This window comes from Gilliamella sp. B3817, from assembly GCF_026536705.1.
Taxonomy (GTDB): Bacteria; Pseudomonadota; Gammaproteobacteria; order Enterobacterales; family Orbaceae; genus Gilliamella; species Gilliamella apicola_I.
Genome location: NZ_JAFNNV010000002.1, coordinates 111,571 through 132,471, shown reverse-complemented (window position 1 = coordinate 132,471; position 20,901 = coordinate 111,571). Strand labels below are relative to the sequence as shown.

17 protein-coding genes and 2 pseudogenes are annotated in these 20,901 nt (G+C 34.5%); 15 read left to right on the top strand and 4 right to left on the bottom strand.

The window, feature by feature from the left end:
- Positions 1–25: 25 nt before the first annotated feature.
- Positions 26–787, bottom strand: a complete 762-nt coding sequence (locus J3U36_RS03305) for a DeoR/GlpR family DNA-binding transcription regulator (protein ID WP_267380735.1) — start codon at positions 785–787, stop codon at positions 26–28.
- Positions 788–1,029: 242 nt separating this feature from the next.
- On the opposite strand from J3U36_RS03305, the gene alr reads away from it, so the two are divergent.
- Positions 1,030–2,118: an alanine racemase gene (alr, locus tag J3U36_RS03300; RefSeq protein WP_267380734.1), complete on the top strand. Its 1,089-nt coding sequence runs from the start codon at positions 1,030–1,032 to the stop codon at positions 2,116–2,118.
- 6 nt (positions 2,119–2,124) lie between these two features.
- A complete protein-coding gene (gene mltG, locus J3U36_RS03295) occupies positions 2,125–3,138 on the top strand; it encodes an endolytic transglycosylase MltG (protein WP_411596888.1) in 1,014 nt (337 codons plus the stop codon).
- A gap of 98 nt (positions 3,139–3,236) precedes the next feature.
- Here mltG and J3U36_RS11385 read toward each other — a convergent pair whose 3' ends face one another.
- Complete coding sequence (locus tag J3U36_RS11385) at positions 3,237–3,554, bottom strand: YqcC family protein (RefSeq protein WP_416379856.1); 318 nt, start codon at positions 3,552–3,554, stop codon at positions 3,237–3,239.
- A pseudogene (ampD, locus tag J3U36_RS11380) lies at positions 3,555–4,097 on the bottom strand (1,6-anhydro-N-acetylmuramyl-L-alanine amidase AmpD); the annotation flags it as partial. It abuts the gene before it with no gap.
- A 200-nt stretch (positions 4,098–4,297) separates the two neighbouring features.
- Between ampD and ppdD the strand changes: the two are divergent.
- The 5 genes and pseudogenes from ppdD to J3U36_RS03265 all read left to right on the top strand — a co-directional run bounded on the left by ppdD (position 4,298) and on the right by J3U36_RS03265 (position 9,146).
- Positions 4,298–4,729, top strand: coding sequence for a prepilin peptidase-dependent pilin (ppdD, locus tag J3U36_RS03285; protein WP_267352480.1), 432 nt, complete (start codon positions 4,298–4,300; stop codon positions 4,727–4,729).
- Positions 4,730–4,773: 44 nt separating this feature from the next.
- Positions 4,774–5,865: pseudogene (locus tag J3U36_RS03280) on the top strand (GspE/PulE family protein); the annotation flags it as partial.
- Entirely contained in the window at positions 5,862–7,037 is a 1,176-nt protein-coding gene (hofC, locus tag J3U36_RS03275; RefSeq protein ID WP_267380727.1) for a protein transport protein HofC, read from the top strand. The pseudogene J3U36_RS03280 and the gene hofC, both read left to right, overlap by 4 nt.
- Positions 7,037–7,786: a prepilin peptidase gene (locus J3U36_RS03270; RefSeq protein WP_267380726.1), complete on the top strand. Its 750-nt coding sequence runs from the start codon at positions 7,037–7,039 to the stop codon at positions 7,784–7,786. Before hofC ends, J3U36_RS03270 begins: the two co-directional genes overlap by 1 nt.
- 205 nt (positions 7,787–7,991) lie before the next feature.
- A complete protein-coding gene (locus J3U36_RS03265; RefSeq protein ID WP_267380724.1) occupies positions 7,992–9,146 on the top strand; it encodes a M20 aminoacylase family protein in 1,155 nt (384 codons plus the stop codon).
- Positions 9,147–9,285: 139 nt separating this feature from the next.
- Here the strand turns inward: J3U36_RS03265 and ygfZ are convergent, their stop codons facing one another.
- Positions 9,286–10,164, bottom strand: a complete 879-nt coding sequence (ygfZ, locus tag J3U36_RS03260) for a tRNA-modifying protein YgfZ (protein WP_267380722.1) — start codon at positions 10,162–10,164, stop codon at positions 9,286–9,288.
- A gap of 271 nt (positions 10,165–10,435) precedes the next feature.
- Between ygfZ and ilvI the strand changes: the two genes are divergently transcribed.
- The 8 genes from ilvI (at position 10,436) to J3U36_RS03220 (ending at position 20,876) form a co-directional block, all read left to right on the top strand.
- Positions 10,436–12,154 carry an acetolactate synthase 3 large subunit gene (ilvI, locus tag J3U36_RS03255; RefSeq protein WP_267352486.1) on the top strand — a complete coding sequence of 573 codons (1,719 nt, stop codon included), beginning with the start codon at positions 10,436–10,438 and terminating at the stop codon, positions 12,152–12,154.
- Entirely contained in the window at positions 12,154–12,651 is a 498-nt protein-coding gene (gene ilvN, locus J3U36_RS03250; protein WP_267352487.1) for an acetolactate synthase small subunit, read from the top strand. The genes ilvI and ilvN overlap by 1 nt, the downstream gene beginning before the upstream one ends.
- 75 nt (positions 12,652–12,726) lie before the next feature.
- Positions 12,727–14,436, top strand: a complete 1,710-nt coding sequence (locus J3U36_RS03245; RefSeq protein ID WP_267380720.1) for an IgaA/UmoB family intracellular growth attenuator — start codon at positions 12,727–12,729, stop codon at positions 14,434–14,436.
- A 230-nt stretch (positions 14,437–14,666) separates the two neighbouring features.
- Positions 14,667–16,304: a glutamine hydrolyzing CTP synthase gene (gene pyrG, locus J3U36_RS03240; RefSeq protein ID WP_267352489.1), complete on the top strand. Its 1,638-nt coding sequence runs from the start codon at positions 14,667–14,669 to the stop codon at positions 16,302–16,304.
- A 49-nt stretch (positions 16,305–16,353) separates the two neighbouring features.
- Positions 16,354–17,655, top strand: a complete 1,302-nt coding sequence (gene eno / locus J3U36_RS03235; protein WP_065559328.1) for a phosphopyruvate hydratase — start codon at positions 16,354–16,356, stop codon at positions 17,653–17,655.
- Between the two features lie 248 nt (positions 17,656–17,903).
- Complete coding sequence (locus tag J3U36_RS03230) at positions 17,904–18,830, top strand: VirK/YbjX family protein (RefSeq protein WP_267380717.1); 927 nt, start codon at positions 17,904–17,906, stop codon at positions 18,828–18,830.
- A 145-nt stretch (positions 18,831–18,975) separates the two neighbouring features.
- A complete protein-coding gene (locus tag J3U36_RS03225; protein WP_267352491.1) occupies positions 18,976–19,878 on the top strand; it encodes a lysine exporter LysO family protein in 903 nt (300 codons plus the stop codon).
- Between the two features lie 125 nt (positions 19,879–20,003).
- Complete coding sequence (locus J3U36_RS03220) at positions 20,004–20,876, top strand: helix-turn-helix domain-containing protein (RefSeq protein ID WP_267380715.1); 873 nt, start codon at positions 20,004–20,006, stop codon at positions 20,874–20,876.
- The last annotated feature ends 25 nt before the right edge of the window (positions 20,877–20,901 follow it).

Below are 20,901 nucleotides of genomic sequence, written 5' to 3'. Positions count from 1 at the left end.
ATTGAGTTGATGACAGCTGAATCTATTAAGCGATTTCTATTTTGAGATTAAAATCTTCAAAGCCCTCAATTTTGCTATCTCGACTAGCGATAATGATATCTATATCTTCACAAGTGGCAACTTTATAGCGAGCAACTTGTTGCATTTTGTCGGCAATCACTGCGGCTATAACCTCATTGCTTTGCCTAATGACCTCTTTTTTGAAGCAGGCATCATCATAATAAACTGCGCTTAACCCTGCATACGGGTCAAGTCCACAAACGCCAATAAAGGTTTGATCAAAGACCATATTTCGGATTTGATTAACGGTATCAGCACCCATTGTTCCCCCCGTTAACGGATTGACTTTGCCACCTAATAAAATGAGTTCACCATTGGTACGGCTACTTAAGACCGAAGCAATTTGAGGAGAATTGGTGACAATTGTTAATGTCAAATTTTGTGGGATATAACTTGCCATTGCTAAATAGGTGGAGCCAGTATCAATAAAAATGCAGGAATTATTTTTGATTAATTTTGCACATTTTATTGCTACTGAAGATTTTTCGTCTATACATTGATTAACACGAGTTTCAAATGTGGCTGATTGTTTTAAATGGCTAACTGCTCCACCATATACACGCTTGCAAACACCGTCACGGGCTAGTTTTTGTAAATCTCGACGAATCGTGTGTTCTGAAACCCCTAACAATTTAATTAAATCAGCACTGACAACACGCCCTTTTTCAGTCAAAAGCTGCCGGATAAAAGATTGGCGTTGTTCAGGGAATGCATTATAATCAATCATCTAATATCCTTTAAAAAATTATGCTGATTTCTAAAAATATCTTTAATGATCATACCGTTTTTAAGCGAATTATCCTATGATTTTTTAAAAGGATAAATTACTTATGCCCCCGAATTTTTTAATTAACTTATTGATTGTGTGGTTTTTTTGTATTAAAACTTGATTAACCTTTCATATTTTATTTGTTATTATTTAGAACAGAAATTAAAATATCTTTTTTTACCTGAGTTAGGTTGGAAGTAATGTCTATTGCTGTCGTTAATGTTAATCGTCAAGCTATTCTGCATAATATTGAGTATGTGAGACGAAATTCACCTAATAGCTCCTTAATGGCTATTCTCAAAGCAAATGCTTATGGTCATGGGATTGCTGGCATTGCTCAATTATTATCCGATAAGGTCGACTACTTTGGGGTTGCAAGACTTTCTGAAGCGCTTTTGTTACGGCAAATTGGGATCATTACCCCCATTGTTTTGTTGGAAGGTTTTTTTCCACATGATGAAATAACGGATTTAATTGATTTTAATTTGCAAACTGTGGTTCATTCAAGTTGGCAAATTGATGCGTTAAATGCGATGAAAATTGAAAATCAAATCACAGCTTGGTTCAAAATTGACACAGGTATGCATCGTTTAGGGTTTCGGTTTGATGAGGCTCAAGGTGAATTTAATCGATTAGCAAGTTGTTGCGTTGTGCGTAAACCATTAAATATTATCAGTCATTTTAGTTCTGCTGATGATTTTTCTTCCGATCAAACGTCAAATCAATGTTTGCTATTGGACGAATTTGTTGAATCAATTTCTAGTAAATCATTGCTTGATAAGCAATCTATTGCTGCTTCTGGCGGTATTCTTGCCTGGCCAAATTCACATCGTGATGTGATTCGATTAGGTATTGCTTTATATGGAGTTTCTCCTTTTGAGAATCCCATTGCCGAATTACACCCAGCTATGACGTTTAAGTCAGAGCTAATTGCAGTAAGAAAGCATAAAAAGGGTGAATCTGTGGGCTACGGGCAAATTTGGACAAGTCATAAAGAGACAAAATTAGGTGTTGTTGCAATGGGATATGGTGATGGATATCCTCGCGGTATACCCGAAAATACGCCTGTATTAATTAATGGTAGACGTGTTCCTATTGTGGGGCGTGTTTCAATGGACATGATTATTGTTGATCTGGGACTGAATAGTTCGGATAAACCAGGCGACGAAGTCATTTTTTGGGGGAAGGAGTTGCCGGTAGAAGAAATTGCTAAACATACAGGTATTAGTGCATATGAGTTATTAACGCGCTTAACTACACGAGCTAAGGTTCACTATATAGATAAATAAGTTATGATTAAAAAAATATTTTTATACACGTTTTTGGCAATAATTTTAGTTGTTACCGCTTCGCTTGCGTTGGGTTACTATTTTTTACAACAGTTTTCTAAACAGCATATTCATGTTAACGATGATAATAAAGTGTTTATTATCAAAAAAGGAACGTCAATACATCAGTTAGTTGAACAAATAGATCAAGCAAATTTAATGGATAGGGCTTATCTACTTCCTTATTTGTATAAATTAAATCCTGAATTAAGTACTATTAAAGCTGGGGGATATAAGTTAGAGCCCCATATGACAGTTGATGAATTTTTAAAATTATTAGTGTCAGGCAAAGAAAGCAGTTTTACGCTAAGATTTGTGGAAGGGAAGCGAGCCAATGATTGGTTAAATACCATAAAAAATACTCCTTACATTCAACAAACTTTGGTTGATAAATCAAGCGATGATATTGCAAAAATTTTAGGTATTGAGGGGCCTCTTGAAGGGTGGCTTTCGCCAAATACTTATCTTTATACGGTCGACACCTTAGATATTAATATTTTAAAACGTGCTCATCTCACTATGAAAAATAACTTGCAAAGAGTGTGGGAAAATCGTGATAGTGGGCTGCCATATAGCACACCGTATGAATTACTTATTATTGCCTCAATTATTGAAAAAGAGACTAGTCTCAGTTCTGAACGTGCGAATGTAGCATCTGTTTTTGTTAATCGATTAAAAGCAAAAATGAAGCTGCAAACCGATCCTACAATTATTTATGGTTTAGGTGATAAATATACGGGTAAAATTAGACGTATTGATATGACCGATAAGACTAATCCTTATAATACCTATGTCATTAATGGTTTACCACCTACGCCTATTTCAATGCCAAGTTTAGCGTCGTTAGAAGCTGCGGCACACCCTGCTGATACCAAATATCTGTTTTTTGTCGCTAATGGTAAGGGCGGACATACGTTTACGACGAATTATAATAGCCATTTAAAAGCGGTCAATGAGTATCGAAATAAGCTAAAAAAATAAAAATTGTATTTTTTATTAAATTACCGCGGGCAGAACGCGGTAATTAACTTCTCAGATCTATTCAATATCACTTTTTCATATGTTTAAGCCACCATTAACTATTTGGATTGGGTCAATTCATCAAGTTGTTTTATCAGATCTAACAAATGGTCAATATTTTTCTCTGACTCTTTTAACGCTTCTTCAAAATAGGGGTGTAACGCAAAGGGGGGAATAGCCGAATTGGCATCAATTATAGCTCGAATTCGGGGTATAAAAATCCATTGTAGCCATTCGTATGACTTCATGGTATCAAGAGCAAAAGGTTGTTGACTTAAAAAAGCATCCTGACTGGGTGGCAAGGCTTGCCATAAATCTATTTTTTTTAACGCTTGCTCAATTCGTTCTAATTGATCTTTAATTAAGTTAGTTTGCATTTTATTAGCAAGCAAATGCCTATAATATTGCCAATCAAAATAAGGCCCAGGATCTGTTTTACGTTCTGGTGCAATGTCACTGTGTCCGGTGATATTGTTAAGTGGATAAGTTTGTTGTAGTAGAAGGGTGACTTTTGCCAGTTGTTGATATTGCACTTCGGTAAATTTTTCACTATCACATCCTTCCAATTCGATTCCTATTGAAAAATCATTACAATTTTCTTGTCCTTCAAATGCTGATATACCTGCATGCCATGCTCGTTTATCAAAAGCTACAAATTGAATTATCTCACCGTCACGACGAATAAATAGGTGACTTGATACCTGCATTTGATAGATATCGGCAAAATAAGGGTGTTCATTTGGATCAAGCTGACCTGTGAACAGCTGTTCTACATAAGGGCCACCAAATTGATTGGGTGGAAGGCTTATATTATGAATCACTAATAATGAAATGGGTTTATCACTTGGTCGATCATTATAAAATGGTGAAATGACCTGTTTTACACCTTGTAACCAACCATTAACGATCTTTAAGGACATATCGACTCCTTATCTTATAAAACTTTGTTATCAAATGACTGATTTGTGATTTGACTTCCAATAATTTAAATAATGATGAAATCAGAAAAACAATTATTGTTATCCTTTTTCCATACTTGGCATACCGTTATTATTTCATTTTTTTTAAACGCTATAAAGTTGCTTGTGTTTCGTTAGCAATTTAATAACAGAGAATGAATATGAACAAACAATCGGGATTTTCCTTATTTGAACTCATGATAGCAATTATAGTAATTGCTATTTTAACGGCAATTGGTTTGCCTGCTTATCAAGGTTATGTAAAAAAAGCAGCCATGACCGATATGCTACAAGCCATGACCGCTTACAAAACAGCGGTAGAAATATGTGTAATTGAGCAAGGTGGATTAGCAAATTGTAATAATGCAAATAATGGTATTCCAATGACTAAATCAACCAATTATGTCACCTCAGTGACAGTCACAAATGGAATGATTGAATTAGTTGGACAAAATGCCTTATCTGGCTTAACAGTAACGATGACACCGACGCTGAATATAACCCATGGTAGTGTTGATTGGTCACGTACCTGTGTAACTAATCCTGTTGATGTAAGCTTAAATAGTGTATGTGAAGATATCTTTAAATTTTAAATTAATGCAACAATGAAATGGTTTTAGTCATGCAAGAAGATCAACTAGTCGACAGTATTGATAAATTATTGCTTAAAGCTTTAAAAAAACGTGCTTCGGATATTCATTTTGAACCTTATCAACAAAGTTATCGCATTCGTATGCGGATTGACGGTGTATTGCATACCATACTGGCTCCTCCTTTAACACTGGCAAAGCAAATCGTTGCCAGATTGAAAATAATGGCAAAGTTGAATATTGCAGAACAGCGATTACCCCAGGATGGGCAATTAGTAATAGATCGTTATGCAATGCGGATTTCAACCTTACCGGTTATGAATGGTGAAAAAGTGGTGTTACGCGTACTCGATAATCATGATTCACCGCTGTCGATTCACGATTTAGGATTTACGGATAGGGATCTTGCTCAATTTCAACAAATATTAAATTACCCACAAGGACTAATATTAGTTACAGGACCGACAGGCAGCGGTAAAACGGTAACGCTTTATAGTGGACTGAAAACATTAAACTTGCCTCATTGTAATATCTGTAGCGTGGAAGATCCGATAGAAATACCGGTTGAAGGCATTAATCAAACATCTGTAAATATGAAAATTGGGTTAAGTTTTGCAACCATTTTACGTGCTTTGTTAAGGCAAGATCCTGACGTGATGATGATTGGTGAAATTCGTGATCATGAAACAGCAGAAATAGCCATTCAAGCTGCACAAACCGGACATTTAGTCCTGTCTACCTTACATACTAATTCAAGTATAGAAGCAATAACACGTTTGAATCAAATGGGAATAGAACGATATCTCATCTCTGCTAGTGTTAAATTAATCATCGCTCAACGATTAGTACGTAAGTTATGTTGTCATTGTAAAGTGGTGGCGAGCGAGCTGATTAGGCTAGGACAAAAGCCGATTCCACATTATGTCGCAATCGGATGTGAGAACTGTGTAGGTGGTTACTCAGGACGAATAGGGTTATATGAATTTTTAACTATCACCCCTGAAATTCAACACCAAATTTTAAATCAACAGGTTATAACACCTTCAAATCAAATTTCTTTAAGGCAATCAGCTGAACAATTAATACAGCAAGGGATAACGACCTTAGCAGAAATAAATAGAGTATTAGGTGAAACATGAAAAGGCTCTATTATTGGTACGACATCAATTTTGTAGAACATAAAATTATAGCGGCTTCACAAAACGATGCGCGACGGCAATTATTATTGCAAGGTGATATCGCTATAAAATTCAAGGCAGGTCACTATGTATTTTCAAGTAGTTTTAAGCGTATTGAATTATTTATCTTGACAAAACAACTGGCTACCATGCTAAAAGCTGGATTACCTTTGCTTGAAATTTTGCATTTACTTGCGCATGAACACCCTAAACAGCATTGGCAATGTTTATTGACGGAAATTGCAGGGCAACTAGCTAAAGGAGAACGACTATCAACAGTACTAACTCAACATCAATCTGTCTTTCCACCACTTTATGCTGAAATTATTGCAACAGGGGAATTAACAGGACAACTTGATTTGAGTTTTGAACAATTGGCTTTTCAAATAGAGGCATCAATTAATTTACAAAAACGACTAAAAAAGGCATTGCGTTATCCATTATTTCTTTTGTTTATGTCAGTTGTTGTAACACTAATTATGTTATTGATCGTATTACCTAAATTTGTAGATATTTATCAAAGTTTTGACGCTGAACTTCCCTTTTTTACATTATTGATTATTGATTTGTCTTACTATATTCAGAATAACTATGGGAAATGGGTCGGCATGATTGGTTTGTTTTGGCTTATTTATCATTATCACTTAAAAAAATCTTACGCCCCAAAAATGGATAAATTAATATTGAAATTACCATTCTTGAATTCGTTAATTCATACTTTGCATTTAACCCAAATATTTCAGACTCTTTCGATAACTCAAATAGCAGGTATTCCTATATTGAGTGGGTTGAATGCGGTTGCAACAATTATGCAAAATTACCATTATCGTCATGTTATTTATCAAATTATCGCCGGAATTGAACAAGGCTATTCATTCAGTGCTGTTATCGAGCAGCAAAGTTTATTACCTCCATTGTGCAGTCAATTGATCTTGGTTGGTGAAGAGTCTGGTACATTAGATTTGATGCTAAAACAACTAGCAGAATATTATCAGGAACAACATCAAACGCTGACTGATAATATGATACAGTTGTTTGAACCGCTATTGATGTTAATTCTAGGTTTGATTATTGGTAGCTTAATTATTGCCATGTATTTACCGATTTTCCAATTGGGGGATGTTATTCATTGATGATTTGGTTAATTATTGGATTGGGAATGTGTTTGGGAAGCTTCATTCATGTGGCTTACTGTCGTTTTAAGCCTATCTATTCAGGGTATGAATATTTAATTGCTATTTCTTTTCATCGCTCTCGTTGTCCACATTGTCACAAACAACTTAGATTTTGGCAACTGTTTCCTGTTTTTTCATGGCTATTACTGAAGGGACAATGCTGGGCGTGCAAAGGGAAAATTCATTATCGTTATATCGTATTTGAGATTTTATTTGCGGTTATTTTTGCTATTCTATTTTTGACAAAAGGCTGGACTTTAAATACGATTTTATTAATGATATTAGCGTGTTATTTTGTCTTATTGGCAATGATAGATCTAAAATATTATTTATTGCCAGATCTATTTACTCAACCCCTACTATGGTTAGGGATTTTAGCTGGCTATTTTAATCTGTTTGGCATTACGTTAAATAAAGCGATCACTGGCATTATTTGGGGTTATTTTTTATTAATTGTCCCTAAAGAATTATTTTATTTGCTGACCAAAAAACAGGGACTAGGGCAGGGTGATGTTAAGTTATTGGCTGCTTTAGGCGCATGGATATCTTATGAAGATCTTCCCTTGTTGTTAGTTTTTTCATCATTTTTAGCTATCGTTTATTATCTTATTTTGCGTTATGGATTAAGTGATCAATCAATAACTGTAATTCCATTTGGTCCGTTTTTGTTAATGTCGGGTTATTTGATTTTGTATTACCATGTGTGAGTTTTTTCAGTTATATACTGTTTTCAAAGCCGTTTTAATGTTTGATTGAAAATAGAGGCGTTTAACTAGTTTTAAATGTGAAACTTATAACTAAAATTAATAATCATAGTAAAATTAGTTATTTTTATTAAGAATGATATCGTATTATAGTGGCTATTAATTCGAGGTATAACTGGTAAATCAATTAGTCAGAAAGGAATAATTAATGGACTCAATTACACAACTAAAAAATGAGATGATCTCATGGCGTCACTATATTCACTCTCATCCCGAAACTGCATTTGAAGAAACTAATACCACTCAATTTATCATTGAAAAGTTGAAATCATTTGGTATATCAGAATTATACACTGACTTTGCACCCACAGGGGTTGTTGGCATCATAAAAGGTAATAAAGAAGGGCGGATGATTGCTTTACGAGCTGACATTGATGCCTTGGATATTACCGAAGAGAATAATATTGATTATTGTTCAACAATACACGGAAAAATGCACGCTTGTGGTCATGATGGTCATACAGTAACGTTATTGGGAACGGCAAAATATTTGAGCCAGCATCGTGATTTTAGTGGAACGGTAGTTGTTATCTTCCAACCAGCCGAAGAAAACGAAGGGGGTGGCCGTGTAATGGCGGAAAATGGGCTATTTGATAAATTGCCTATTGAAGCAGTATATGGAATTCACAATCAGCCCAATATGGCATTAAATCATTTCTATATTAATCACGGTGCAATAATGGCATCTTATGATATCTTTGAAATTAATGTGACAGGTGTTGGCTCACATGCAGCGGCACCGCATCTGGGTAAAGATACAATTTTAACTGCAACACAAATCGTCAATGGATTACAAAGTATTGTGAGCCGTAATGCCGATCCTCTTAGCTCCTTAGTTGTCAGCGTAACACAAATTCATAGTGGTGATACTTGGAATGTATTACCTCAACAAGCTGTAATTCGAGGAACGGTTAGAGCATTTAGTTCCGATGTTCAGGACATGGCTGAATCAAGAATCAAACAGATAGCGCAGGGTATCGCATCAACTTTTGACGCCAAAGCGGAAGTCAATTATCAGCGCCGATATCCTGCTACCATAAACTATGCTAAGCAGGCGGATATAGCCATTAGCGCTGCAAGAAAAGTGGTGGGCGATGATAATGTAACGATTGATCCTCCTCCTTCAATGGGATCTGAAGATTTTGCCTTTATGTTACAAAAGGTTCCTGGTGCTTATGTTTGGTTAGGTGCAGGGCAAGGAGCAAATTTGCATAATCCTGCTTATAATTTTAATGATGAGCTATTAACAACGGGTGTAAACTATTTTGTGCAAATTGTTTATCAAGAGTTAGGTAAGGGATAATTAAAGATTTCATTGATAGCTAGAATATATTTATCTATATTCTAGCTATTCTTATCAATTCAAATTGTTTAATTTTAATGAATATAAATTGAAAAATCGATATCGTTTTTAATTGGAATGATTAATAGCAACTAATTAATCAATGAAAATTTAGCTTGCTTGTTGATTGTCCTTTAATTCTAAAGTCAGTATTGATATTTATACCATTAGGTAGTACTACTTGTACATACACATCATGATTTTGATTAAGTTTTAGTGCTGCTAACACTTTTCCCCCTTCTCGCCAATTTCCTTCTATTTGATATTCTATCGTATCACCAATGATAGGTAGTACATCACTTTTGCCAGATAATAGATAAAGTCCACGTTTATTTGTGCCACGAAATTGCGCTCTAGCAACCATTTCTTGTCCGCAATAACAACCTTTATCAAAACTAATGGCATTATAGAGTTGTAAATTACACGCTTGTGGTAATAAACTTTCTGTATTTTCACTATCAATAATGGCATAGCCTGCTTCTAAATCAAGTTGTAACCATTTATTGCTTGGTTGTAAATGACTTTCAATAGGCTGTGGTGTAATGACAATGATTCGAGGTTGAGGTAACATTAATTTAATATAAGTAGTGTCATTATCATTAACACAATTATCATCATTGAATTTTGATAGTATTTGCGCTGGTAATGCATCAGCCATAATCCCATACATATTTAAATCTTGTTCCTTTTCAATCGTCACTTTGGAAAAAATAGCATATTTTTTTAGTTCGGTAATTTGCTTTTCTGCAACACTTTTACGCAATAAATAATATATCTCAGCACCGCGCATAAATAATAATAGATTACTCCACATTCTCCCTTTAGCATCACAATGAGCAGCAAACAATGCTGAGTGCTCGGAAAGATTTTTCATATCAATAGTCACTTGACCTTGTAAATATTTAAGATTGTCTTCTCCTGTCACTTTTACTAATTGCCAATCAGTAAGCGAGATAGGTTCCAAAGAATAATTGCTCATGATAATACCTTTTAGGAATAATATGTCGGGTTTAGATAAGACTTAAATAGACTTTTCCAAAGTGTATAGAAAAAACATAAAAATAACAATAAAACACAAAAATTATATTTTGCGTTAAATTTTTTAACAATATGTTTTATATTGACTTTTATTAGCGTTTGTTTACGCTGTTATCGTATAAAGAAAATTAATAACCTTATACAGTTTATTGATTTAATGTAGTAGTTAATGCAAAATAAATGACTAATTTGTAATATTGGAGGCAACAACGATGGCAAAACTGTCAGGCGCAGAAATGGTCATTCAATCTTTGATTGATCAAGGAGTAAAACAGATATTTGGTTATCCCGGTGGTAGTGTTCTTGATATCTACGATGCAATTCATACTTTAGGTGGCATAGAGCATATATTAGTTCGTCATGAACAAGCCGCTGTACATATGGCTGATGGTTATGCTAGGGCTACAGGTGATGTTGGTGTTGTACTCGTAACATCAGGGCCTGGAGCGACCAATACCATTACTGGTATTGCGACTGCCTACATGGATTCTGTGCCATTGGTTGTTATTTCGGGTCAGGTAGCAAGTAACTTGATTGGCAATGATGCCTTCCAAGAGTGCGACATGGTCGGTATATCACGCCCGATAGTCAAACATAGTTTTCTAATAAAAGACAGTAAAGACATTCCTGAAATTATTAAGAAAGCTTTCTATATTGCGTCAACAGGTAGACCTGGCCCAGTTGTGATTGATCTGCCAAAAGATATTGTTAATCCTGCAAATAAATATAATTACCATTATCCTAAATCTGTCTCAATGCGTTCATATAATCCAACTATTCAAGGACATAAAGGACAAATTAAAAAAGCATTAACGACATTATTGGCAGCTAAAAAACCCGTTTTGTTTATTGGTGGCGGAGTAATTAGCGCCGGTGCAAGTGATGCTATTAAACGTTTAGCCGAAAAATTGAATCTCCCTGTTGCGTCAACATTAATGGGGATAAGCGCTTTTCCTGGTACAGATAAACACTATTTAGGCATGATTGGAATGCATGGGGTGTATGAAGCCAATATGGCGATGCATAATGCCGATGTAATATTTGCTGTTGGTGCCAGATTTGATGATAGAACAACCAATAATGTTGAAAAATATTGTCCGAAAGCAAAAATAATACATATTGATATTGATCCAACATCAATTTCAAAAACAATTTCTGCCACTATTCCTGTTGTGGGTGATGCTAAAGTAGTGGTTGAAACGATGTTATCCGAACTTAATGAATTGCAAGCTGATCGTGATCTTGATGCATTAGTGGATTGGTGGAAACAAATTGATCATTGGCGTTCACGTCACTGTTTAGCTTATAGTCATGAAGGTGAAAGCATCAAACCACAAGAAGCAATCGAAGTTTTATATAAATTGACTCAAGGTAATGCATTTGTCACTACTGATGTAGGTCAACATCAAATGTTTACTGCTTTGTATTATCCATTTGATAAACCTCGTCATTTTATTACTTCTGGTGGTCTAGGTACCATGGGGTTTGGTCTTCCGGCTGCGCTTGGGGTGAAACTTGCTTTTCCAGATCAATGTGTCGTGTGTGTAACCGGTGATGGTAGTATTCAAATGAATATTCAAGAACTTTCTACCGCTTTACAATATGGTTTACCGGTTATTGTTTTAAATCTGAATAACCGTTTTTTAGGCATGGTTAAACAGTGGCAAGATATGATTTATGCTGGGCGACATTCTTGTTCGTATATGGAATCATTGCCTGATTTTGCAAAAATAGCAGAAGCTTATGGTCATGTTGGTATGGTCATTACCAAGCGTGAAGATCTGGAAACAAAACTTAAAAAAGCCTTGTCAATTAAAGATCGATTAGTCTTTATTGATGTCATGACCGATGCAACTGAACATGTCTACCCAATGCAAATACGTGGTGGAGCAATGAACGAAATGTGGCTGAGTAAAACGGAGAGAACCTAATGCGATATATTTTATCAATTTTAACAGAAAATGAACCAGGGGCTTTATCTCGAATTATTGGTCTGTTCTCACAACGTGGTTTTAATATTGAAACCATTACGACAGCACCGACAGAAGATCCGACCATGCACAGAATGACCATTCAAACAACAGGTGATGAACATGTGCTAGAGCAGATTCAAAAGCAGCTTCATAAACTTGTCAATGTTTACCGTGTACATGATTTAACCGAAGGGCCTCATGTTGAACGAGAAATTATGTTAGTGAAAGTGGCTGCTAAAGGGTCTGATGCACGAGATGAAGTTAAACGTTGTGCCGATATTTTTAGAGGCTCGATTGTCGATGTTACCGCAACGCATTACATTGTTCAATTATCGGGTACAAGTGAAAAACTAGATTCTTTCTTAGCGTCGATACGTGAAACTTGTCATATTGTCGAAATGGTTCGATCGGGAATTATTGGATTATCGCGTAGTGAAAAAACGGCAAATCACTAAATAAAAGAATCAGATTGACCAATTTTATCAGTTAAATATAACTATAATAATGTTTCATAAGGAATAAGTCACAAAATGAATATATTTGGTTTAATATTAGTCATTCACATTTTGGTTTTGATCGTTTCGTCGATTAGAAAAAACTTCAAAAGTAACAAAAAAAAGAAAAAGTTAATTGAAAAAAACTATATTGTTGATCTTAGGCCTATTAGGCAATTGTCCACATTAGAAGAACGTCTTATAACACCTTATCTAAAAACAACAAAACATTTATCTTCAGAGGTAAAAGAATCGTCATTAATAAATTCAGATGTAATATCAATATCTGGCAAACTAGTCAAACAAAATATCAATCACTATGTTGGCGAAACACTTTTCTATAAAATTAATAATATTGATGTCATTATCCCCTATGATATGGATCGTTTTATCTTAGATGATAATGTGGCTGAAGTAGTTTTCACTGAAGATTATGCCATTGTGATTAGGTTAAATGATCACGATATTCGTTATGCAGCGCATCAAAATATCATCAATGAAAAAAAATTAGAAAAAGATGATATGGAGTATTGGGCAAGTGAATTGTTTGATGTTCAACATCCAGAAAATTATAATCATAATCATGACAATGAGACTATAAACAATCGCATTGAAAATCAACAAAAATTTGGTTATGAAATTTTAATGACACGGCAAGAAACACCGTTAGAATCAGCGTATCGGAATAAAAATAATAAAGGGATAGTTGCGGTATTTTTTTGCTTTTTAACAATTAATTATTTTTTAGATTTTTGGCAAAGTAATGAACTATTTGATCTGTTTTTATTTGGCATAAATTTACTAGCAGTTATCTATTTTTATTGTCGTAAACCAAAGTCTAAAGTAAAAATTCAATTTGTTAATCGAATAAGAGGAAAAGTTAAAAATAAAAACTCTAAAACGAAACAAATTACTGTTGGTCATAATTCTATTTTAAATTATCCTGATAATTGGCAAGCATATATTCCCGAACATACATTAACTAATGTTGAGCTTGATGTTACTTTTGAGGATAAAAAAATAATTCGTTATGGTTATACATTGTCAGTTTCGAAAGAGATTGAAAATTTTGGACCACCAAAGTTTGCGGGACGTAATTTATGGCTATTTCTTGTAGGTATTATTTTGACATTTATTGTTTATGCAAAATCCAATGTTAAAGATAATATCTTTTATATGTATCACTTTGCTAATCATGACCTGAAAAGTTGGAATTTTGATGATAGTTCACAATTATTAACCAACAATCTAAAAGAGGGCGATTGGGTAAATGTTACCACGGAAGGGGCACTTTGTGATAAATATAACAAAAAGGTGAATAGTAAGTGCGGAAAAGTAGAAATCCATAATCAAACCGATAATGTTTCTTTCTTCATTACGCTGAAAAATAAGTTTTTTAACGAAACAGATAGCAAAGACCAAGAGGATTTAGAATCTAATCGGGTTTCGAATTCAACTTTTCAAAATAGTTTGAATAGCCAATCGGGGCGAGTCAATTTTTCTGGATTAGTCTCAGATATTTATTATCGAGATGATAATTCTATCTCAGGATTTACGATTAATCCTGACATTAGATATCAAATTAATGAACAAGACAGGTGGTTACCCATTATTTTAAGTATCTCTTTATTTGCTTTTTTTGCATTAAGTACGATTTTTAATGGTTTAATTTTCATTTGGAAACGGATACAAAATCGAGTTCGAAAAAATAAGATTAATAACTTTTATGCTAATCTTACAGTTTAGATTGATTGTCGAAGATAATTCTGTTTTCAAATTAAAGTTGATTAGATTGAGTAGCATTAAATTTATCTAATCAGCTTAATAAAACATCTGTTAAAGATAATTATTCAATTGTGAGCAAGGTCAGATTCTGTTATACTATTTTCCCGTCTGATTTATCGTATATTGTGTTGCTTTTATCGTTTGAAAACGACGCAATATTGTTCTTATAAATTAATAATGGTCTGGTATTAATGGTCACGAATTATATTTTTGTTACAGGCGGTGTCGTTTCTTCTCTTGGTAAAGGCATTGCCGCAGCATCACTCGCTGCAATTTTAGAAGCCCGCAATTTAAAAGTCACCATGTTAAAACTTGATCCCTATATTAATGTCGATCCGGGTACAATGAGCCCGATTCAGCATGGTGAAGTTTTTGTGACGGAAGATGGGGCAGAAACGGATCTTGATTTAGGTCATTATGAGCGTTTTATTCGCACTAAAATGACTCGCAAAAATAACTTCACAACAGGGCGTATCTATTCCGATGTATTACGCAAAGAACGTCGTGGGGATTATTTAGGTGCAACTGTTCAAGTCATTCCCCATATTACCAATGAGATTAAATCTCGCGTTATTGCAGGAGCTAAAGGCTTCGATGTTGCTATTGTTGAAATCGGTGGCACAGTTGGGGATATTGAATCACTTCCATTTTTAGAAGCGATTCGTCAATTAGCGGTTGATGTAGGTCGAGAACATACCTTATTTATGCATTTAACCCTAGTGCCATATTTAGCTTCTGCTGGAGAAGTTAAAACAAAACCTACACAACACTCAGTCAAAGAGTTGTTATCTATTGGTATTCAACCTGATGTGTTAATCTGTCGTTCAGATCGTATCATTCCAGCTAATGAGCGAGCAAAAATTGCACTATTTTGTAATGTGCCTGAACGTGCAGTTATTTCATTAAAAGATGTCGATTCAATTTATAAAATACCTGCTCTTTTAAAATCACAAAATTTAGATACTTTTGTCTGCAATCGATTCCACCTTGATTGCGTTGAAGCAGATCTATCAGAGTGGGAACAAGTGATTTATGAAGAGGCCAATCCTGTTGGTGAAGTCACAATAGGTATGGTGGGTAAATACACTGAATTACCCGATGCTTATAAGTCTGTAAACGAAGCATTAAAACATGGCGGGTTGAAAAACCGTTTAACTGTTCATATTCGTTATATCGATTCTGAAGATCTTGAATCGCGTGGTACGGATTTACTTTCAGGCTTAGACGCAATACTTATTCCGGGTGGATTTGGGTATCGTGGCGTTGAGGGTAAAATCATTGCTGCTCGCTATGCGCGTGAAAACCAAATACCTTATTTAGGTATTTGTCTTGGAATGCAAGTTGCCATGATTGAATATGCTCGTAATGTGGCTGGAATTAAAGACGCAAATTCTACAGAATTTGTTAAAGATTGTGCGAATCCAATCATTGCGTTAATCACTGAATGGAGTGATGAATCGGGTAATGTTGTCCAACGTAATGAAAATAGTGATTTAGGTGGTACTATGCGACTTGGTTCTCAGATATGTCATTTAGAACCAGACTCATTAGTATTTGATATGTATAAAAAAGAGTCAATCACTGAGCGTCATCGTCATCGTTACGAAGTGAATAATAATTTATTACCTGAAATTGTAAAAGCAGGATTAAAAGTAACAGGACTTTCAACTGATAGAAAATTAGTCGAGATTATTGAGGTTCCTAATCATCCATGGTTTGTTGCTTGTCAATTCCACCCGGAATTTACCTCGACACCACGAGATGGGCATCCACTGTTTAGTAGTTTTATAAAAGCTGCCAAGGAGTATCAGCAGCTACAACAAAAATAGTTTTAAAGTTTTACATTTGTAATATATCTGTCATATAGAGGAAAATAACATGGCAAAAATCGTTAAAGTACATGGTCGTGAAGTCATCGACTCTCGTGGGAACCCTACAGTTGAAGCTGAAGTTCATTTAGAAGGTGGTTTTGTTGGTCTAGCAATCGTTCCATCTGGTGCATCAACTGGTTCGCGTGAAGCATTAGAACTTCGTGATGGTGACAAATCTCGCTTTTTAGGAAAAGGTGTTTTAAAAGCAGTTGAAAACGTAAATGGACCAATTGCGAAAGCAGTTGTGGGTAAAGATGCGTTAGATCAAGCGGCTATCGACCAAATCATGCTTGATTTAGATGGAACTGATTTTAAATCTAACTTGGGTGCAAACTCAATTCTTGCAGTATCATTAGCTAATGCTAAAGCAGCAGCAGCAGCAAAAGGTGTTCCACTATATCAACATATTGCTGATTTGAATGGTACGCCAGGTCAATATTCAATGCCATTACCGATGATGAACATCATCAATGGTGGTGAACATGCGGATAATAACATCGATTTACAAGAATTTATGATTCAACCAGTTGGCGCGAAAACAGTACGTGAAGCAATCCGTATGGGTTCTGAAGTATTCCATAACTTAGCGAAAGTTTTACATGCTAAAGGTATGAATACTGCTGTAGGCGATGAAGGTGGTTTTGCCCCTAATTTAGATTCAAATGCTGAAGCATTAGCTTGTATCAAAGAAGCTGTAGAAAAAGCGGGTTATGTACTAGGTAAAGATATTACTTTAGCGATGGACTGTGCTGCTTCTGAATTCTATAACAAAGAAACAGGTAAATATGTATTAAAAGGTGAAGGTAATAAAGAGTTTACTGCTCAAGAATTTACTCACTATTTAGAAGGTTTAACTGAACAATATCCTATCGTATCAATCGAAGATGGTTTAGATGAAAGCGATTGGGACGGTTGGGCATACCAAACTAAAGCATTAGGTCACAAAATCCAATTAGTGGGTGACGATCTGTTTGTAACTAACACCAAAATCTTCAAACAAGGTATTGAAAAAGGCATCGCTAACTCAATCCTAGTTAAAGTTAACCAAATCGGTACATTAACTGAATCTATCGCAGCGGTTAAAATGGCAAAAGATGCAGGTTATACTGCTGTTATCTCTCACCGTAGTGGTGAAACTGAAGATTCAACTATTGCTGATTTAGCTGTTGGTTTAGCTGCTGGTCAAATCAAAACGGGTTCTATGAGCCGTTCTGATCGTGTTGCTAAATACAATCAATTAATCCGTATTGAAGAAGCATTAGGTGCTAAGGCTCCATTCAACGGACTTAAAGAAGTGAAAGGACAATAATTGGGTTTATAAAAACTGAATAATTGTTTAATAAGAAACGGTGACCAGTTCACCGTTTTTTATTTTCTTTTCTTATAGAATAAGATGGCAAAGGTTGCGTTGATTTATGTTGTATTGTACTCTTTAAAGTTGGTATTTATGACTAATCTTTGATATCTATTGATATTTTATAATTTAGCCACATATAAATTTTTTATAAATTAACTAACTCAAATTTATTTTTTCTGCTTATGAATAATATTACGAATATGTCCCAGCCAAAAAGCAAATGGCAACTTTTTAACTGGCTATGTACCGGTAAACTTCCGCTAAATGAACTTTGGCTTAATCCGACTTATCGTTATAAATTTTTTTTTAGAACCTTATTTTTAAGTCCTATTACACTAAAATGGTTGGATAAATTAAGACAATATCCATTACTTGGCTACTATTTTTCTTGCCAAACCAATTTACCGTGTAAATTACAAAGACCGTATTTATCATCAAATTTGTCGCAACAAGAGCGTTTTGATGCGTTAGCATATCACTATGATTTTTTAGCGAATCAGCCTGATAGCATGACTAAGGCTTTTTATGATCCTAAAACTCCATATGTATTGGCTAAACTAACAGCAAAAAATGAATCTAATATTCAAATTGCGATTCAAGCGCGTAACAAGTTTGCTCGAGAAGGTGAAATAAGCCTTTATTTTTATGATAATGACGGTATTGATTTAGCAACATTAACTTTTTCAATCATTCAATATCAACAAAAAACGACTTTATTTATTGCAGGGTTGCAAGGTACCGGTCATCATGAAGCGCGAGTTCGGGTACAAAAAGCGACTAAGCAATGTTATGGATTATTTCCAAAACGAGTCGCCGTTGAGGCAGCATTAATCATTGCGCATTATTTTCAGCTTGAGCAAATTGTGGCGGTTGGAAATAAAACGCATGTGTATAACAATTGGCGTTATAACAGCAGACAAGAACGCATTTTGTCTGATTATGATGATTTTTGGTTAACAATCGATGGTCAACAAGATGATCGTGAGTTATTTATTTTACCCACTGAGATTACACGTAAATCGTTAGAAGATATAGCAAGTAAAAAACGTTCTGAATACCGTAATCGTTATGCTTTGTTAGATCAACTCAAACTGAATATTGAAACACAATTAGCATCATTAATATAATATACTAAAGGTAATGATTATTTACCTAATGTAGTGTCAAATTATCAAAATTGATTACAATCGATATTCAACTTGTTGTTTATCGATTTTTTTAATTAAAGCTCAATAAAATAATTGTCTTAAATTAATTAGTAGGGAATGAAATATGTATTTTGGTATTCTAATAGCACTTGTGCCTTTGTGCATTGGTTATTTAATTAAATGCAAACAAGAAAAATGGATAGCTAAAATTAACCAAATTCTAAGTTGGATGGTTTATTTTATTCTTTTTATTATGGGCGCAGAACTTGCTCATTTAGATAACCTTGCGACTAATTTGCAAAATATTCTATTTTATACTGCTATTATTTTTATCTGTACTTTTGGCGGGAATTTTATTTTTCTAATGTTATTTGACCTATTTTTACCGTGGAAAGCCTCAAGCGTTAAACAAACCTTTGGTTCACGCGTAAAAATGATATTGGAATCATTGCGTGTCTTTATTGCACTTGTTTTGGGATTTATAGTCGGACTTTTTCCATTGTTTGTATGGCAATATACCGAAAACATTATTCAGGTTGTTTTAGTTTTTTTACTCTTGTTAATTGGTATTCAGTTAAGAAGTAATAATATTTCACTTAAACAAATTTTACTTAACAAAGTTGGTATTGCAACAACGCTAATTGTCATTATAAGCACTTTTATTGGTGGAATGGTAGCCGCTTTACTATTAGATCTTCCTTTGCGTATAGGATTAGGTATGTCATCTGGATTTGGTTGGTATTCTTTGTCAGGCATTTTAATGACTGAAGCGCATGGGGCAATTATTGGCAGTGCCACATTTTTAAATGATATATTACGTGAACTTTTTGCCATTATACTTATTCCAACATTAATAAAACGGTATAAATTAACAACACTGGGGTTATGTGGTGCAACGTCTATGGATTTTACTTTGCCTATGTTACAGAAAGGAGCAGGAATAATGATAGTGCCACCTGCTATCGTGCAAGGTTTTTTGCTTACATTGCTAATGCCAATATTTATGACGTTATTTAATTATGGATGATAGATTATCCATTACTTGAGTCAAAAATCATATATTGATGAATTGAACAAAATTGCCTGGATTGCAAATTGGCAATATGATTACCTTATGTTACACTGCCAAAATCCGAATGGTTTGAGTGAATTATGAATACTGGATCGATTGATTATTGTGCGATAGGTCAGCGTTTACGGGCGTATCGTATAGCGGCTTCCTTAAAAGCAGAAGACATAGCACAAAATCTTAGAATTTCAAGAGCTGCGGTTTACCGTCTTGAAAAGGGTGAAATTATCAAAATCGAAACATTAGGACGTTTAGCGACTTTGTTAGATACATCCTTAGCAAGCTTGCTTGGTATTGATACTGAATATTATTCAAGTGGTGAAGGTTTTTTTGAACGTATGCGCCAACTTGAAGAACAATCAACACATATTTATTCTCATTTTGATCCTTTTTCTTTTTTACTCACTTCACCAGATTATCTTTCTCATCTTGCTATGATGCTAGATGAATCGGGCGATTCAATTAATTTAAAAAAATATGCAACAACGTTAGCCATTTTAAAAGAACGACAAACACAATTCTATCAATCAACGCCTAAAGTCATTAATTTAATTAGTTTACGCAATGTAGAACGTTTTTTACATATTGGTTTAGTCGGTAATTTAAATCTTTCACCGGGTAAAAAGTCTGAACGCATGCTATTAGCTCGCAAAGAAGTCTATCACTTAATTGAATTAATTGAACAACAAACTTATTCGCCAACCATTGCTATTACAGAGCATGCAATTCCATCTATTGCTTTTCAACTATTTTATCAAAATGAAAACCCGATTTCGTTAGCGATGAGCCCGTTTCGATTAGGTGAATTACCGAATGTGACCACAGGGATTGCTTCTATTACCTCGTCTCACGATGCGATTAAGCGATACCGGTTGTTATTTGATAAATTGTGGCAAAATAGTGCTAAAGATAAACAAGCGATTGAATTGTTGAAAGCAACTTTAGATAAATTTTAAAAATCTTAAAAATATAAAGAGAACT

What these genes read in the sequence shown, in the direction of transcription:
- ilvN (WP_267352487.1), top strand. Translation starts at nt 12,154, where the DNA reads ATGCGATATATTTTATCAATTTTAACAGAAAATGAACCAGGGGCTTTA.
- J3U36_RS03220 (WP_267380715.1), top strand. Translation starts at nt 20,004, where the DNA reads ATGAATACTGGATCGATTGATTATTGTGCGATAGGTCAGCGTTTACGG.
- eno (WP_065559328.1), top strand. Translation starts at nt 16,354, where the DNA reads ATGGCAAAAATCGTTAAAGTACATGGTCGTGAAGTCATCGACTCTCGT.
- J3U36_RS03225 (WP_267352491.1), top strand. Translation starts at nt 18,976, where the DNA reads ATGTATTTTGGTATTCTAATAGCACTTGTGCCTTTGTGCATTGGTTAT.
- J3U36_RS03305 (WP_267380735.1), bottom strand. Translation starts at nt 787, where the DNA reads ATGATTGATTATAATGCATTCCCTGAACAACGCCAATCTTTTATCCGG.
- pyrG (WP_267352489.1), top strand. Translation starts at nt 14,667, where the DNA reads ATGGTCACGAATTATATTTTTGTTACAGGCGGTGTCGTTTCTTCTCTT.
- ygfZ (WP_267380722.1), bottom strand. Translation starts at nt 10,164, where the DNA reads ATGAGCAATTATTCTTTGGAACCTATCTCGCTTACTGATTGGCAATTA.
- J3U36_RS11385 (WP_416379856.1), bottom strand. Translation starts at nt 3,554, where the DNA reads ATGCAAACTAACTTAATTAAAGATCAATTAGAACGAATTGAGCAAGCG.
- ppdD (WP_267352480.1), top strand. Translation starts at nt 4,298, where the DNA reads ATGAACAAACAATCGGGATTTTCCTTATTTGAACTCATGATAGCAATT.
- J3U36_RS03270 (WP_267380726.1), top strand. Translation starts at nt 7,037, where the DNA reads ATGATTTGGTTAATTATTGGATTGGGAATGTGTTTGGGAAGCTTCATT.
- J3U36_RS03265 (WP_267380724.1), top strand. Translation starts at nt 7,992, where the DNA reads ATGGACTCAATTACACAACTAAAAAATGAGATGATCTCATGGCGTCAC.
- hofC (WP_267380727.1), top strand. Translation starts at nt 5,862, where the DNA reads ATGAAAAGGCTCTATTATTGGTACGACATCAATTTTGTAGAACATAAA.
- ilvI (WP_267352486.1), top strand. Translation starts at nt 10,436, where the DNA reads ATGGCAAAACTGTCAGGCGCAGAAATGGTCATTCAATCTTTGATTGAT.
- J3U36_RS03245 (WP_267380720.1), top strand. Translation starts at nt 12,727, where the DNA reads ATGAATATATTTGGTTTAATATTAGTCATTCACATTTTGGTTTTGATC.
- J3U36_RS03230 (WP_267380717.1), top strand. Translation starts at nt 17,904, where the DNA reads ATGTCCCAGCCAAAAAGCAAATGGCAACTTTTTAACTGGCTATGTACC.
- alr (WP_267380734.1), top strand. Translation starts at nt 1,030, where the DNA reads ATGTCTATTGCTGTCGTTAATGTTAATCGTCAAGCTATTCTGCATAAT.